Origin of the sequence: Desulfurivibrio modestus (assembly GCF_044068625.1) — a bacterium.
GTDB lineage: Bacteria > Desulfobacterota > Desulfobulbia > Desulfobulbales > Desulfurivibrionaceae > Desulfurivibrio.
This window is the reverse complement of sequence record NZ_JBIPKH010000003.1, coordinates 120,522-136,033: the sequence shown is the minus strand read 5'-3', so window position 1 is coordinate 136,033 and position 15,512 is coordinate 120,522. Positions and strand designations below refer to the sequence as shown.

The window sequence follows — 15,512 nt, the reverse complement described above, 5'->3', positions numbered from 1 at the left end:
AGGATTCCGCGGCCGGCTTCAGTTTCGCTTGCGCAGGCGCTCGGTGAGGTGCTCGATCTGGCCGCGGACGCTGCCGTTACGAGCCACCGCTTCGTTGATCACCCGGATCGAATGCACCACCGTGGAGTGATCACGATTGAAGGCCTTGCCGATCCCGGCCAGGGCCTCGTCGGTGAGCTTGCGGGCCAGATACATGGAAACCTGGCGGGGAAAAGCCACCTCCCGGCGCCGGGATTTGGAGCAGAGCTCCCCGATACTGACCTTGAACTGGCCGGCCACAAAATCCCGAATCGCCGCGGCGGTCAGCCCCGGAGCCTCATTACCCATCACCGTGGCCACCACCTCCCGGACCATGGTCATGGTGGGCGGAGTTTTCTCCAGGTTGGCCTTGGCCTTGAGTCCGACAATGGCGCTCTCCACCCGGCGGATATCGCCCCGCACCTTTTCGGCCAGGCAGACCACCATCTCCTCATCCAGAGCCAGCTTGTGATGGGCGGCCTTGCGCCGGATAATCAGCTTGCGGGTCAGCAGGTCCGGCGGATTGATGGTGGCAACCAGCCCGGAGGCCAGCCGGGAACGGACCCCCTCGTCCAGATCGGGGATGTCCCGCGGGCCCATCGCCCCGGTGAAAAGCACCCGTCGACCGCTGTCCAGCAGGCAATCAACCGCCTCGGCCAACTCCACCTGGGTCTTGGCCCGCCCCGAGAGGGTCTGGACATCCTCCACCAGCAGCACATCGCAGTGGCGCTGGTATTTTTCCTTGAACCGCTCCATGGTATTGCTTCTGATATGGTGGACCAGTTCGGCGGTGAGCTGCTGCAGGGTCAGACAGCAAAGCCGGGTGCCGGGGGCGTGGGCATAAAGATGATGGGCCACCGCGTGGGTCAGGTGACTTTTGCCCAGGCCGGTGCCGGCATTGATAAAGACACAGGGCTCGGCCCGGGTATCGTTGACCGCCATCGCCTCGCAGGCGGAGAAAGCCAGGGCATTGGACTCCCCGACCATGAACTCATCAAAGGTGTAGCGGGGGTGGAGGGTGCGGATCCGCATGTTGTTGCGCGGCATGTGGGGCAGCCGCAACTGCTCGGCCGACTCAAGGGTCCGTTCCAGCTCGCCGGCCGGCTGGGATCCGTCGCGGTGGGCGGGATCAACCTGAAAGCGCACCGCCACCCCGCTGCGATCAAGACACTGCAGGGCATCGTTAATCGCCCCTAAATAGTTATCCGCCACCCAGGAGCAAAAAAAGCGATCCGGCCCGGCCAACTCCAGGCTGCCGCCCTCCTCTCCCAGACAACGCAAAGGTTCAATCCACAGATTGAAGACACTCTCGGGAAGCTGATTTTGCAGAATTTTCCTCACTTCAGGCCAAACCATGCCGTTCCCTCTCCCTCATAGTTTCCAGCGGCAACCCAATAACCACAATGTATCAACGGAATCCACCGAGCGCTCTCCGGAGTCCGGGGCAACGTAACCCGCGGATTTGCCGAAAACTGGCCCCTGGCAAAGGCTCACCGGGGGCGAACGTTTCCGTGGGCGATGTTGTATTCAACCGGCGGCGACCTGTCAAAAGCCCCCTACCCCCTTTTACCCATACCGCCCCCCATAATTATCAACAGCGACAAATCGTCGCACTTTCGGGAGATTGTTGCTAAAGGAGAGCTAACGCTCCCAAAACAGTAGAATTTTTCCAGCCGGTTTTTTGAGTGTATTTACCATACTCTAGCCCATGACCAGGGAGAACCCCAAGTATTTAATAAAAAGCTCAATCACCCAATTTTCTCTTTAAAGCTCTGCTTTTCTCTTATTTACTTCGATTTTCTTCTTTGCCAAACTCTTCCCACGTGTTTTCAGGCAGATCAAAACGTAACCTGAACAATCTTTTCTATCCCTTGACAAGGCTGGTTTTTTCTGCTTAATGGGCTGGTAACACTTAAACATAAAAAGGTGCTACCAAGATGCTCAAACGCTTCTCCGTCTCTCTGGAAGAGGGGCTGCTGGCCGATTTCGACGAATTTATAAAGCGACGGCAGTACACCAACCGCTCGGAAGCGATCCGCGACCTGATTCGTAAGGTCTTCGTCAAGGAGGAGTGGGGCGAGGACAAGGAGGTGATCGGGGTGATCACCCTGGTTTACGATCACCACCAGTTTCAGATCCAGGAGCGGATCACCGAGATCCAGCACGATCATCACCAGCTGGTCACTTCCGCCACCCACGTCCACATGGACCATCACAACTGCCTGGAAGTGCTGATTGTCCGGGGCCGGGCCAGTATGGTGCAGGCCCTGGCGGAAAAACTGATCGCCCTGCGCGGCGTCAAGGATGGCCACCTGGCCACCAGCAGCACCGGCAAAAGTCTCTAGGGCTTATATTAAGGGTGGAGTTCCGCGCTGCCCGGGAAAGGGCCAGGTGGAAGGGAGTAGCGGCAAAGAGGGTTTCAGTCGTTGAAGCTGAATAGTTCGATCAGGCCGGAAACCAGCTCCTGGTCCGCCTCATCCAACTTGACCAGGCGAAAGCCGGTGGTATGAAATTCGGGGTTGATATCCCGGGTGGTCCAGAGGCTCACGGCCTCGAAGCACCAGTGGCTGCGGGGAAAGTGATCCTCGGGCAACTTCATCCGCAGGCGGAAGTGCCGGTCGGGCCCGACGGGCGACGAAGCGACCAGCTTCACCCCCTCGGTGGTGATATCCACCAGCCGTCCCACCAGCTCACCGCTCTCCTCGTCGAAGACCTCCAGATGATAAATCAGGTTGCGCCGCGTCAGACGCCGACCCCCGCTTTTTTCCATGGTTAACCCTCCCGCCCGGCTCCGGGCTCGCTTTTGTCAGCTGCTGCGGGTGACAAGGTTTCTGATCCGGGCCAGCATAAACTCCACCACCGCCTCGGGAGTCATGGTGGAGGACTCGACGATCACCGCGTCATCGGCGGGCTTCAGGGGAGCCAGGTCCCGTTGCGAGTCATCAAGATCCCGTTTTTTGATCTGGGCCATGATCTCCTGGTAGTCGGGGTTTTCTCCCCGCTGGCGCAGCTGCTCGCAACGCCGCCGGGTCCGCTCGGCCGGCGAAGCGTCCAGGTAAAATTTATGGGCGGCCCAGGGAAAAACCACCGTTCCCATGTCGCGACCCTCGACCACCACCCCTCCCCTGGCGGCCAGTTCCCGCTGCAACTGGGTGAGCTTGCTCCGCACCCGGGGGTAGGCGGAGATTCGCGAGGCCGCCAGCGCCATCTCCGGGGTGCGAATGGCGGCGGAGACATCCTCGCCGTTGAGGCAGACCAGCACATCGTCATTTTCCTGGGGTCGCAACTCCAGTTCGATCGTCTCCAGGCACCGGTCCAAAGCCGCCGCGTCATTGGGATCAACTCCCTGCCGGGCCACCGCCAGGGCCACCGCCCGGTACATCGCCCCGGTGTCGAGGTAGGTAAACCCCAACCGGGCGGCCAGCAGGCGGCTGATCGTACTTTTGCCCGCCCCGGATGGCCCATCGATGGTGACCACCGCCGCTTGGCCTTCAGCGGCCATAACCCAGCTCCTTGAGGGCCAGGGTCAGACTGCCCAGGAAGCGGTCATTTTCCGCCGGCCGCCCCGGAGTGATCCGGATGTAGGTGGGATAGCCGTAGGCGTTCATCGGTCGCACGATCACCCCTTGGCGCAGCAGATGCTCGTAGAGTGGCCGCCCCTCCCCCCCGACATCGATCAGGAAGAAGTTGGCCTGGCTGGCAAAGGGTCGACAACCCAGCTCGGTCACCGCCGCCGCCAGCCGCTCCATCTCCCGGCGGGTGCTGGCGATGGTGTTCCGATAATGCTCCTCGTCGGCCAGGGCGGCCAGGGCCCCGACCTGGGCCGGGACATTGACGTTGAAGGGTTGCCGGACCCGATGCAGGCAACCGGCCAGCTCCTGGTGCATCAAACCGTAACCAACCCGCAAGCCGGCCAGACCGTAAGCCTTGGAGAAGGTCCTCAGCGCCACCACCGGCACCGGGCCATCCAGGTAGCGGCGGACATCCAGGCGCAGCCCGGCCTCGACAAAATCGACATAGGCCTCATCCAGCACCACGATCACCTGTTCAGGCAGGCGGGCCAGGAAGGCTTCAAACTCGGCGGCGGTGAAGACACTGCCGGTGGGGTTGTTGGGATTGTCCAGGAAGATCATCCGGGTGCGGGGGGTCACCGCGGCCACAATCGCCTCCAGATCATGGGCCATCCCGGCAAGGGGCACCACCCGGTTCACTCCGCCCTGGGCCTGGACCACATTCTGGTAAACCAGGAAGGTGGGTTGGGAGGTGATCACCTCATCGCCGGCCCCGAGCAGAGCGGCGGCCAACAGCCCGATGATCTCGTTGGAACCGTTGCCGAAAACCAGCCGCTCGGGGGCCACCGCCAACTTTTCCGCCAGGGCCCGGCCCAGGTAGTAACAGCTGCCGTCGGGGTAGCGATGGAGTCCGGTCAGGCAGGCCCCGATGGCCGCCACCGCCTTGGGAGAGGGTCCTAAGGCGTTTTCATTGGAGGCCAGCTTGATCGAACCGCTGATTCCGTACTCCCGTTCCAGCTCCTCGATGGGCTTGCCCGGTGGATAGGGGACCAGGGAGGCGATATGGGGGGCGACATCTATTTTCATAAATCAATCCGTTAAGCCAGTGGGGGCCGCCGTTCGGTGAGCGCCAGTTCCCTTTCCAGTTGGGCCGCCGCCCGCAGCAGCAGCTCCTCCTGAAAGTGGCCGGCCTGGAGCTGCAGGCCGATGGGCAGGCCCCGGCCGCTGAACCCGCAGGGCAGCGACATCCCCGGCAGGCCGGCCAAATTGGTGGGAATTGTCAGGATATCCGAAAGATACATACTAAGCGGGTCATCGCTTTTGGCCCCCAGCGGCCAGGCCGGGGTGGGGGTCACCGGGGAGACGATCAGGTCGCACTGGGCAAAGGCCCGCCGGTAATCCTCGATAATCAGGGCCCGCACCTGGGAGGCCTTGCGGTAGTAAGCCTCGTAATAACCCGACGAGAGGGCGTAGGTCCCGATGATGATCCGCCGCTTGACCTCGGGCCCGAACCCCTGGGAACGGCTGCGGCAGTACATCTCGTTAAGCTCCCGGGCCCCGTGGTCCCGGTGGCCGAAACGGACCCCATCGTAGCGGGCCAGGTTGGAGCTGGCCTCGGCCGGGGCGATCAGGTAGTAGGCCGCCACCCCGTACTCGGTGTGGGGCAGGCTGATCTCCCGCACCTCGGCCCCGGCCCCGGTCAGCAACTCGATGGCCCTCTCCACCGCCGCCTTGACCTCCGGGTCCAGGCCGAAGCCGAAATACTCTTTGGGCAGCCCCACCTTGAGACCCCGCACCCCATGGTCGAGGGTGGCGGTGAAATCGGGTACCGACTGAGCCACCGAGGTGGAATCACGCCGATCGTGGCCGCTCAGCACGTTGAGCAACAGGGCCGCGTCCCGGACATCCTTGGTCAGGGGTCCGATCTGATCCAGGGAGGAGGCGAAGGCCAGCAGGCCGTAACGGGAGATCCGCCCATAGGTGGGCTTGACCCCCACCACCCCGCAATGGGAAGCGGGCTGCCGGATGGAACCGCCGGTATCGGTGCCCAGGGCGGCGGCGCACAAGTCGGCCGCCACCGCCGCCGCCGAGCCGCCGCTGGAGCCGCCGCAGATATAATCGGGATTCCAGGGGTTGCGGGGCACCGCCAGGGGACAGTTTTCATTGGCCGACCCCATGGCAAACTCATCCATGGTGCTTTTGCCGACAATCACCGCCCCGGCGGCCCGCAGCTTCTCCACCACCGTGGCATCATAGGGGGGAACGAAATTTTCCAGAATCCGCGAGCCGCAGGTGGTGCGCAGGCCCTTGGTGCAGAGCAGATCCTTAACCGCGATCGGCACCCCGCAGAGAGGCGGGGCATCGCCGGCGGCCAACCGCCCATCGGCCGCCGCCGCCGCCGCCAGGGCGCCCTCGGCATCCACCGTAATGTAGGCGTTGATCCCCGCACCGGTGGTTTCAGTCCGGGCCAGAACCGCCTGGGTGGCCTCCACGGCGGAGAGCTCCCGCCGGGCCAACCGCCGGGCCAGCTCGTGAATGGTTAAACGATAGCTCTCCATCTCAGATCACCTTGGGAACCACGAAGGCGGCCTCGGTGGCCAGGGGCGCGTTGGCCAGGGCTTCGGCCCGGGGCAGCGACGGGACAACTTCGTCCTCCCGGAAGGCGTTGACCACCGACAGGGCGTGGGTCACCGGCGCCACGGCGCTGGTGTCCAGCTCATTGAGTTTGTCGACATACTGCAAAATCTTGTCCAACTGCCCGGTCAGGGGGCCCACTTCATCGGCGGCCAGCTCCAGCCGGGCCAATCGAGCAACCTGCATCACCTGCTCTTCACTGATCCGCATCAATTACTCCCGTTTTGAATAATCTCGCAAAAAACCTTGACCACCTCGTCGTCAAACTGGCTGCCGGCGCAGCGCCGCATCTCCGCCACGGCCTCGACGGGATTGAGGTTGCTGCGATAGCTGCGTTTGGAGGTCATGGCATCGTAGCTGTCGGCGGCGGTGATGATCTTGGTGAGAATATCGAGCTCGTCGCCGCCGATTCCATCGGGATAGCCCTTGCCGTCCAGGCGCTCGTGATGGTGGCGGACAATGGCCAACTCCCGACTCATGAAGGAGAGGGGCTTGAGAATATTTTCCCCGATGACCGGGTGTTTGCGCATCATTCCCCACTCCTCCTCCGAGAGCGGGCCCGGCTTGCAGATATAGCTGATATCGATCACCAACTTGCCGATATCATGGACCTGGCAAGCCCGAGCCAGCACCTGGCGTTCGCCGTCATCCAGCCCCATGGCCCTGGCGATCCGGCTGGCGTACTGGGTGACCCGCACCGTGTGGCCGGCGGTGTAGACATCCTTCTCCTCCAAGGCGGTCTGGAGGCTGAGCATGGTATCCAGGGTGGTGATCTCCAGGTTATGACTGTACTCGGAAAGCAGGCGGTTTTTCTCCTCCAGCTCGAAGGTTTTCTCCAGCACCTGGCGCTCAAGATCCTCCTTGTAGGCCCGCTCCCGGCGGACATACATCCGCTTCTCCACCGCCCTTTTGATCTTGATATTGAACAGCTCAAGATCCTCAATGGGCTTGGTGATGAAGTCGTAGGCCCCCAGATTGACCGCCTTGACCGCGTACTCCATACTGCCGGCCCCGGTCAGGAAGATCACCGGAATCCCCAGTTTGCGGGCGTTGATCCGGCGCAGGGCCTCAAAACCGTCCATTCCCGGCATGCTGATATCGAGGATGATCAGATCAAGCTCGGGTCCCAGCAGATCCAGCGCCTCCTTACCGCCGGCGACGCTCACCACTTCATAACCGAAAACCGTGAGAATTTTATCCACCGCCTCCCGTACGATGCCGTCGTCATCGGCGATCAGGATCTTGACCTGTTTTGCAGGTTGTTTGGGCTCCAACTTTGACCCCCAAGTATCTTGTTTCAGCGGCTGTCACACCCTCCAACACGATGTGAGTGCCAGATCAGCCCGGAATTGTCCAGTATTTTTTTGCCATTTCCCGGGCATGCTCCAAGGCTCGCAAAGGTCCCGAGGCCCGACGGAGGCCGGCAAAATCGGCCTCCGCCCGGGCCTGATCACCGGCCAACTCTCCCAGGCAGGCCATCACGCCGCGCTCCATGATGGTTAGATCATAACCGCCCTCCAGCACCAGCACCAGGCGCCCGCCGCATAAACCGGCGGCCAGCTCCCGCAGCACCCTGGTCAGATAGGCAAAACCCAACTCGCTGACCATCATGGTGCCCAGGGGGTCACCCCCATAGGTATCAAAACCCACCGAAACCATGATCAGCTCCGGCCGATACTGCTCGGCCAGGGGGGTGAGCAGTTCGTTGAAGATCCGGGCGTAAGCGGCGTCATCCTGGCCGCCGGGCAGGGGCACATTGATGGAATAGCCCTCTCCCCGGCCGCTGCCGGTTTCAGACCAGGCGCCGCTGCCGGGGAAATAGGGGTACTGGTGGGTGGAGAAGAAGAGTACCCGGTCGCTGTCATAGAAGGCATGCTGGGTTCCATTGCCGTGGTGGAGGTCCCAATCCACAATCAGAATCCGTTCCAGCCCCAGATTACGCAGGGCGTGGTGGGCGGCCACCGCGATATTGTTGAACAGGCAGAAGCCCCGGGTATGGTCATGCTCGGCATGGTGCCCCGGCGGGCGCACCAGGGCGAAGGCGTTGGCCGCCTCGCCGGCCGTCACCAGCTCCACCCCCTTGAGCGCCGCCCCGGCCGCCAGGCAGGCGGCCTCATAAGAGCGCGCCGAGGTACAGGTATCGGGATCAAGGCATTCAAAGGGGCTACCGGCGGTGGCGGCCACCCGGGCGATATGACTCCGACTGTGGTTAAGGGCCAACTGCTCCTCGCTGGCCGGAGCGAAATCGGGGTAGTGAAAGCGCCGTCGCTGCTCCGGCCGGGCCAGCTCCCGATAAACCCCGGCCAGCCGCTCCGGCGACTCCACATGCCCGGGTCCCGGATCGTGGGCCAGAAAGGCTTCGTGTTGCAGGACCGCCGTCTTATCCTTCATGGCCTTCATGCCCCAATTCCCCTTTTTTGCTCGTAACCTTCGTCCATGGGCAGGCCGGAACGGCGGGCCATGGCCACCGCCAACTGATCGCAGCGTTCATTGAGCGGGTTGCCGGCATGCCCCCGCACCCAGTGGAAAGTAACCCGCAGCTGCGCCACCAGATCCAGCAACTGCTCCCAGAGATCGGGGTTGACGGCGGGCTGGCGGTCGGCCTTGACCCACCCCCGCCGGCGCCAGCCCTGGGCCCAGCCCCGGGTGATGCCATTGACCACGTAGCTGGAATCGCTGTAGAGCCTTACCGGCCAGTCCCGATACTCCAGCTCCCGCAGAGCCACGATGCAGGCCATCAACTCCATGCGGTTGTTGGTAGTTAGGCGAAAACCGCCGCATAACTCCTTGCGCTCCCCGTTACAAAGCTGCACCACCCCGTAACCGCCGGGGCCGGGATTGTTGATCGCCCCGCCGTCGGTGTAGATAAGCACCTCATCGGCGGCCCCTGAATCGGACAACTCCCCGCTCCCGCTTCCCACCGCCCGGCCCCTGGTTGGCCCGGTCCCTTTCTTCCGGCACGATGGGGGCTTCGCCAGCCAGGCCACGGCCTCGGCCTGGCTGGCGAAGCCCTTGAACCGGGCCCCGGCAAAACCATCCACCTGGCGCTGGGCCTGGGGCCAGGTGGAGTAAATGCCCGGCACCCGGCCCACCGCCACCGCGTAAAATTTTTTCCTGGTCGCCATGGGTCTATTTATAACGGGCTCTCGTTTTTTTGGCGAGCAGAACCGTTTGTCTCCTCCACTAATAAAGATATTGGAACAACCAACCACGAACTGCTTGAATTGTTCCGCCGGCGGCATTAAAAAGAGCAAGCGGAAGCAGCCGCCTGGCCACCGGCCCCTGAAAGGCAAAACTACCCCGTGGCTATACTCGCAACTATGGCATTAAAAAATGGTGATAAAACGATGACCGCCCCCCCCAGCCATCGCCCTTCCCCCCGCACCGTCGCCGTCACCAGCGGCAAGGGCGGCGTGGGCAAGAGCAATGTGACCGTCAACCTGGGCATCGCCCTGGCGGGCCTGGGGGCCGATGTCTGCGTTCTCGACGCCGACACCGGGCTGGCCGACCTCAACATCCTGCTGAACCAGAACCCCACCGCGACCCTGGCCGATTACCTCCAGGGGGGCAAAAGCCTGGAAGAGTTGACCATCAAAGGGCCGGGGGGGATCAAGTTCGTCCCCGGCGCTTCGGGGGTGGCCGGCTGCGTCAACCTGAGCGGATCGCAACGGCAACGGCTTTTGGCCGGCCTGCGGCAACTGGAGCGACAGCACCACTATCTCCTCATCGATACCGGGGCCGGCATCGGCGAAGATGTCCTGGTTTTTGTGGAATCGGCCCAGAGCGTCATGCTGGTGGTCACCCCGGAGCCGACTTCGCTGACCGACACCTTTTCCATGCTTAAAGTACTGCAAAAAAGGGGGTTCAAGCGCCAGGCCCAGGTCCTGGTCAACCAGGCCGCCAGCCCCGAACAGAGCCGGGAGGTCTATAAACGCTTTGCCTCGGCGGTAAAGAAATACCTGGCCATGGACCTCCATTTTGCCGGGTATATCAGCAATGATCCGGCCGTGACCGCCTCGGTTTATCAACGACAACCGGTGGTGCTGAGCCGGCCGGACTCGACGGCCTCCCGCTGCTTTGTGGCCCTGGCCCGCAAGCTGGCCAAAGAGCTGGCCCTCCAGCCCCAAACCCCGGGCTTTGCCGACTACTGGCAGGAGATGATGGGAATCGAGGAGAACAACGGGATTGACGACGAACAACCGGTGGGCGAGGTGATCTTGCCCGCCGAGCCCGCGGCGACGGCGCCCCCTCCCGGTGACCCTGCCCCGCCTGGAGATTACCCCCAGCAGTTGAGCCAGGCAAAGGCGCTGCTGGCCGGCAACGGCATCCCCCGGGAGCAGGCGGCGGCCTTCATCACCGAACTGGTGGACAATTTCGTCGAGACCTTTAACTGCTACCCCATCAATGCCCGCCGGGCCCTCTACCATCAACTGGAACTGCAGGACTTCCCCAAGGAGGAGCTGGCGGGGGTGGTGGAGACCCTGGAACGGCTGTTTGAATCCCGCTACCAGAGCCCCCTGCACGATACGGAGAACAGCCTGGTCAAATTGATGGCGGCGGCAGGGGCCGACCAGCAACGCTTCAGGCAGTTTGCCCGGCAGCTGCACAGCCGCTACCGGCGCTGCTTCGGCGAGGAGCTTTTCGAGCCCGGCGAGAATCTGCTGGCCCAGCTCCGGGAAGGGAATTTAAGCGAAGAGGAGTTCGGCAAACTGCTGACCGAGTTGAAAGTCGCCTACCAGCAGCGTTTCAACCGTCCCTGCCCCGACGGCCGCGAGCCCCTGCTTAAAAATATCGGTGACAAGATCGACGAGCTGACTAGGCTTGAGCGTGAGCTGCGTCGGGAGTTCGCCCGCCTTGGTCGCCAAGGCTGAGCGGCGACCGGCGGGGTTGCGGCTTGGGCCGGCCCGGTTTCCGCAAAAATGAAACCCCGATATCGAACCGCTCCGGCCCCATCTTTTCCACCCGCACCACCTCCCCTCGAACCGTCAGCTTGCGATCCTTGAGGACGATCTCCATCTCCAGCAGGGAGCCCCGACTGATGGGGAAACCGCAATCCAGCAAAATGCCGGTGCGGCTTAGATTCTTGCTCCGCAAGGGCGGAAAATCCACGGTGGAGGTTTCAATCCGGGTAATGGTCAGGGGGGCCTCCAGGGCCAGACGCTGGGCCTGGCGCTTCTCCGACCTGTAGGCCAGAACAAGGTTCCGCCCCAGGCGTTTGGCCTGCAACAGGGCCTCATCGGCGCACTTGAGGAGCTCCTGGCCGCTGGCGGCGTCATCGGGATAGGTGGCGATCCCGCCGCTCACCGTAAGCCGCACCTCCATCCCCTCGGCGGCAATGAGCTCCCGGTTGACCTCGCCGTTGATTCTTTGGGCCAGAACCAGCGCCTCCTCCTTGCCGGTATCGGGCAGGATCATGGCAAACTCATCACCGCCGTAGCGGGCGGCAATATCCCCGGAGCGTTTGTTACGGGTCAGAATTTTACCGACATGCCGCAACACCTTGTCGCCGACCAGGTGCCCGAAATCATCGTTGATCTCTTTAAATGAATCAAGATCGATAAAGAGCACCGAGAGTTTGCGCCGGTGGCGCTCGGCCCGGCTGAACTCCCGGCCCAAGGAGGTTTCCAGGGCCTTGCGATTGTAAACTCCGGTGAGAAAATCAAACTGTTTTTCGCTGTTGATGGACTCAAACTGATAAACGTCGACCAGCTTGGGATGGTTGACCCCGTTGCCGTTGAGGGAAAAATAATCACAGACCGCCACATAGAGGGTGACCTCCCGCCCCAGGGCCAGGGAGAGCATGTGGCGATGGGCCACGATCTCCTGCCAGTAGCGGGCCGCTTCCTCCCGGCTGAAATCGCGATGGACCAGGAGTTCCAGGATAACCTTGCAGGCGATCTCCCCCTCCCGCCGCACCAGGCGATCCAGGGTATCGACCAGGGGTTCAACCGCTTCCGGATGGCGGAGGTGGTCGAGGACCAACTCTCTAACCCTTTTTTCAGCGTCAAGGTCCATGGCTCGACCAGCCCTCTCCTCCTGCATCCCGCCATCACCTCCGCCTAGGAAGGCAAGTTATAAATTTCCGCGATTTCGGCAAGCCGGCTTTCGGCCGCGGCCCGGGCCCCGTTTAAAATTTCCACGGTAACGCCGCCCAGGGGCCAGCAGGGCGCGGCAACCGGCGGCGGCTCACCATCCTGAACCATACCCACCGCCAGGTGCAGGAGGGCGCAAAGCCGGGGTTGGTTAAGCGCCCTTTCCGGGCGCTGCTGAAAAGCCAGCAGCTCGATCAATCCCGGGGGAAAGAGCCATCTCTCGGCCAGTGCCGCCCCCACATCGCCATAGTCGAACCCCAGCACACTGCGTTCCGCCTCGGCCAAAGAGAGGCCATGGTCCCGGCGGCGGAACAGCGCCTCCCGGGCCAGTTCCGGCACCCGCCGCAAAATGATCAGGTCCCCTAAGCGGTGGAGCAGACCGGCGGCGAAAAGAATCTCCGCCGCCCCCTTCACCCCTTCGACCCTGGCCCCCAAACCGTGACCAATCAGGGCGCAGAGCAAACCCTGGCGCCAGAAGAGGCGAGGATCCTCCAGTTCATTGCCCAAACCCCGGAAACCGTCCATGGTCAGGGTGGCCAGCACCAGGTGCCGCATGGCCGCCAGCCCCACCAGTTCCAGGGCCTGGGCGATGGTAGCCACCCGCCGCGATGGTCCACCGGAGATCCTGTTGACCAGGGCCAGCAAACGGGCACTGAGGATGGCGTCCTGCTCGATCACCCCGGCCACGCCAGCGATGGTCCGGCCGGACAGGATCAGCACCCGACTGAGCTCGAGGTAAATCGAGGGCGGCGAAGCCATGATCTCCTCGCCCAGCAACAGATCGCGGGGGGAAAACGGGCCGGAAACCGCGGACCCGAGCCCACCAGGGCTTTTTTGAATTATTCTTGACATTATCACCCTTTCCTCGATCCAACAAGACCCTTTGTCGAATATCTCCAGGACCAGGGGCAAGCAAAAATCGCTCCAAAACAGCAAAACAACTCTAACATTTGAAAAACCCGCAACCACAGGGGCAAGAGAGCCGACCGATAAAGGTTATCACCTACAACCACTGTAAAGGGCGGGAAAATCACCGGCGTCAACCCGTGAAATAGCCGGAAGTTCGACCACCGCGCCAGGCTATCTGCCGGAAGTTAACGGAGAAAAAATTCTGGTTTAATTTTACATTTGGCCAGCAGCGCCATATTATGCGGGAATTCCACCACCGGCCAACAGGAGTCGGGCACCATTAAATCAGGATAAAACGGTGCGGAAAAAACCGCTTAACAAAGGAAAAACCCCATGGAACCCGGATCCGTCCTCAGTGCCTACCCCCTCACCCTTTCCACCGCCTTTCTGCTGGGTTTTCTGGCCCGTCAGGTGGGCCTGCCGCCCCTGATCGGCTTTCTGGTCGCCGGCTTTCTTTTCTACGCCCTGGGGCTCAAACCCGACCCCACCATCGCCATCCTGGCCGATCTCGGGGTCACCCTGCTGCTCTTCACCATCGGCCTGAAGCTGAAAATCCACAACCTGACCCGCCCCGAGGTCTGGGCCGGAGCCACCGGCCATGCCGTAATCACCGTGCTGGTGTTCAGCCTGGGCTTTATCCTGCTCTCGACCGTGGGGATCGAGACCTTTGCCGCCATCGGCCCCGGCCAGGCGGTGCTGGTGGCCTTTGCCCTCTGTTTCTCCAGCACCGTGTTCGCGGTGAAGATTCTGGAGGAGAAGGGGGAGATGCTCTCTCTGCACGGGCGCACCGCCATTGGCATTCTGATCATGCAGGATATCTTCGCGGTGCTTTTTCTTACCGCCTCCACCGGCAAGCTGCCGTCCCTGTGGGCCGTGCCGCTGCTGGCCGCCCTGCTCCTGGTCCGGCCGGGGATCTACTACATCCTCAACCGTTGCGGCCACGGCGAACTGTTGCCCATGTTCGGTCTTTTTGCCGCCCTGGCGGTGGGGGTGGCCACCTTCGATCTGGTGGGGTTGAAGCCCGATCTCGGTGCCCTGGCCCTGGGCATGCTCCTGGCCAACAACAAGCGGGCCTCGGAGATCGCCGACAACCTCTTCAGCCTCAAGGAACTGTTCCTGGTGGGTTTTTTCGTCCAGATCGGCCTGGCCGGTCTGCCCGGCTGGCAGGATATCGGCCTGGCATTTTTCCTGGTGCTGCTTATTCCCATGAAGGTGGTCCTTTTCTTCCTGCTCCTCACCCGGCTCCGACTGCGGGCCCGCACCTCGTTTCTGGCCTCCCTGAGCCTGGCCAACTACAGTGAGTTCGGCCTGATCGTCGGCGCGGTGGGAGTGGCCAACGGCTGGATGGATCCCTCTTGGATGCTGATCATCGCCATCGCCCTGGCCATCTCCTTTGTGGCGGCCGCTCCCCTTAATCAACTTTCCCACCGGCTTTTCTCCCTGCTCCACGACCGGCTGCAAAAATATGAGGGGCCGCAACGCCACCCCGAGGAGCACCCCATCGACCTGGGCGAGGCGGTGGTGGCGATCTTCGGCATGGGCCGGGTGGGCAGCGGCGCGTACGATTTCATCACCGGTGATTTCGGCGAGGTGGCGGTGGGGGTGGAAAACAACACCAACAAGGTCAGCGAGCATCGGAGCAAGGGCCGCCTGGTGGTCCACGGCGATGCCACCGACCCCGACTTCTGGCTGCGGGCCCGCCACGATAAACTGCGGATGATATTGCTGGCCATGCCCGAGCACCAGGCCAACCTCTACGCCCTGCGGCAACTGAAAGAGGCGGGCTTTGAAGGCTATATCGCGGCCCTGGCCCAGTTTCCCGACGATGCCGCCGAGCTGGAAAGAGTCGGGGCCCAAGTCGCCTTCAATCTTTACGAAGGGGCTGGTAGCGGTTTCGCCGCCCAGGTCGAACCCCTGCTGGCGGAGATGCTTGGCGACAACCCCCGGGACCGGCTCCGCAACGAGTCCTGAACAACGGAACCACCGGCGGTCAGAACAGCAACGGCAGGAACCGCTTGCTGCTCTTCATGTACTCGACGTAAGCCGAACCGAAATGGCGGCGGCACTCGGCCTCGTCGCACAGGGCGGTGAAAAAGAGGGCGATGCTGGCTCCCCCCGCCAGGGCAAAGCCAACCAGGGAGGTATCCTTGAGAAAGGCACCCCAGGCCAGCAGCAGCAGGGCCAGGATAAACTCCCAGGCCCAAAAACGGTAAAAACCGTGGGCACGGGGGTTAAGCAGCGCCCTCCGCGAAACCCAGGCAAAAAAAGCCGAAGCCAACAGAAAAATAATCAGTTCCTTCATCGCCCAATGCCTGGAAGTGGAAGTAGGGCCAAGCTCTAACGGGAT

The 15,512-nt window shown here is 62.4% G+C and carries 15 protein-coding genes; 3 read left to right on the top strand and 12 right to left on the bottom strand.

Annotated elements, in window-relative coordinates; translation table 11 throughout:
- Nucleotides 1-18 precede the first annotated feature (18 nt).
- Nucleotides 19-1,374: a chromosomal replication initiator protein DnaA gene (dnaA, locus tag ACHHRT_RS03400; RefSeq protein ID WP_395497703.1), complete on the bottom strand. Its 1,356-nt coding sequence runs from the start codon at nucleotides 1,372-1,374 to the stop codon at nucleotides 19-21.
- A 581-nt stretch (nucleotides 1,375-1,955) separates the two neighbouring features.
- Between dnaA and nikR the strand changes: the two genes are divergently transcribed.
- Nucleotides 1,956-2,363 (top strand): nickel-responsive transcriptional regulator NikR, encoded by a 408-nt coding sequence (nikR, locus tag ACHHRT_RS03395; RefSeq protein WP_395497701.1) that lies wholly within the window; start codon nucleotides 1,956-1,958, stop codon nucleotides 2,361-2,363.
- 74 nt (nucleotides 2,364-2,437) lie between these two features.
- On the opposite strand, the gene ACHHRT_RS03390 is transcribed toward nikR, so the two are convergent.
- The 8 genes from ACHHRT_RS03390 to rnhA form a co-directional block, all read right to left on the bottom strand.
- Nucleotides 2,438-2,788 carry a PilZ domain-containing protein gene (locus tag ACHHRT_RS03390; protein ID WP_395497699.1) on the bottom strand — a complete coding sequence of 117 codons (351 nt, stop codon included), beginning with the start codon at nucleotides 2,786-2,788 and terminating at the stop codon, nucleotides 2,438-2,440.
- Between the two features lie 36 nt (nucleotides 2,789-2,824).
- A complete protein-coding gene (cmk, locus tag ACHHRT_RS03385; protein WP_395497697.1) occupies nucleotides 2,825-3,520 on the bottom strand; it encodes a (d)CMP kinase in 696 nt (231 codons plus the stop codon).
- Nucleotides 3,510-4,616, bottom strand: a complete 1,107-nt coding sequence (gene hisC, locus ACHHRT_RS03380; RefSeq protein WP_395497695.1) for a histidinol-phosphate transaminase — start codon at nucleotides 4,614-4,616, stop codon at nucleotides 3,510-3,512. Before hisC ends, cmk begins: the two co-directional genes overlap by 11 nt.
- Nucleotides 4,617-4,627: 11 nt before the next feature.
- Entirely contained in the window at nucleotides 4,628-6,088 is a 1,461-nt protein-coding gene (gatA, locus tag ACHHRT_RS03375; protein WP_395497693.1) for an Asp-tRNA(Asn)/Glu-tRNA(Gln) amidotransferase subunit GatA, read from the bottom strand.
- Between the two features lies 1 nt (nucleotide 6,089).
- A complete protein-coding gene (gatC, locus tag ACHHRT_RS03370; RefSeq protein ID WP_395497691.1) occupies nucleotides 6,090-6,374 on the bottom strand; it encodes an Asp-tRNA(Asn)/Glu-tRNA(Gln) amidotransferase subunit GatC in 285 nt (94 codons plus the stop codon).
- Nucleotides 6,374-7,438 carry a response regulator gene (locus ACHHRT_RS03365; RefSeq protein ID WP_395497689.1) on the bottom strand — a complete coding sequence of 355 codons (1,065 nt, stop codon included), beginning with the start codon at nucleotides 7,436-7,438 and terminating at the stop codon, nucleotides 6,374-6,376. Before ACHHRT_RS03365 ends, gatC begins: the two co-directional genes overlap by 1 nt.
- 64 nt (nucleotides 7,439-7,502) lie before the next feature.
- Nucleotides 7,503-8,555, bottom strand: a complete 1,053-nt coding sequence (locus tag ACHHRT_RS03360; RefSeq protein ID WP_462348129.1) for a histone deacetylase family protein — start codon at nucleotides 8,553-8,555, stop codon at nucleotides 7,503-7,505.
- 5 nt (nucleotides 8,556-8,560) lie between these two features.
- Nucleotides 8,561-9,289, bottom strand: a complete 729-nt coding sequence (gene rnhA, locus ACHHRT_RS03355) for a ribonuclease HI (RefSeq protein ID WP_395497686.1) — start codon at nucleotides 9,287-9,289, stop codon at nucleotides 8,561-8,563.
- Nucleotides 9,290-9,511: 222 nt separating this feature from the next.
- Here rnhA and ACHHRT_RS03350 point away from each other — a divergent pair, with 222 nt between their 5' ends.
- On the top strand, nucleotides 9,512-11,035 hold the full coding sequence (locus ACHHRT_RS03350) for a MinD/ParA family protein (RefSeq protein ID WP_395497684.1): 1,524 nt from the start codon (nucleotides 9,512-9,514) through the stop codon (nucleotides 11,033-11,035).
- Here ACHHRT_RS03350 and ACHHRT_RS03345 read toward each other — a convergent pair.
- Both ACHHRT_RS03345 and ACHHRT_RS03340 read right to left on the bottom strand, forming a co-directional pair.
- Nucleotides 10,980-12,179, bottom strand: coding sequence for a GGDEF domain-containing protein (locus tag ACHHRT_RS03345; RefSeq protein ID WP_395497683.1), 1,200 nt, complete (start codon nucleotides 12,177-12,179; stop codon nucleotides 10,980-10,982). The two genes, ACHHRT_RS03350 and ACHHRT_RS03345, sit on opposite strands and share 56 nt — an antisense overlap.
- A 44-nt stretch (nucleotides 12,180-12,223) precedes the next feature.
- Complete coding sequence (locus tag ACHHRT_RS03340) at nucleotides 12,224-13,108, bottom strand: HDOD domain-containing protein (protein ID WP_395497681.1); 885 nt, start codon at nucleotides 13,106-13,108, stop codon at nucleotides 12,224-12,226.
- A gap of 390 nt (nucleotides 13,109-13,498) precedes the next feature.
- Here ACHHRT_RS03340 and ACHHRT_RS03335 point away from each other — a divergent pair, with 390 nt between their 5' ends.
- A complete protein-coding gene (locus ACHHRT_RS03335; RefSeq protein ID WP_395497679.1) occupies nucleotides 13,499-15,136 on the top strand; it encodes a cation:proton antiporter domain-containing protein in 1,638 nt (545 codons plus the stop codon).
- Between the two features lie 19 nt (nucleotides 15,137-15,155).
- On the opposite strand, the gene ACHHRT_RS03330 is transcribed toward ACHHRT_RS03335, so the two are convergent.
- Entirely contained in the window at nucleotides 15,156-15,467 is a 312-nt protein-coding gene (locus ACHHRT_RS03330; protein ID WP_395497678.1) for a hypothetical protein, read from the bottom strand.
- Between the last annotated feature and the right edge of the window lie 45 nt (nucleotides 15,468-15,512).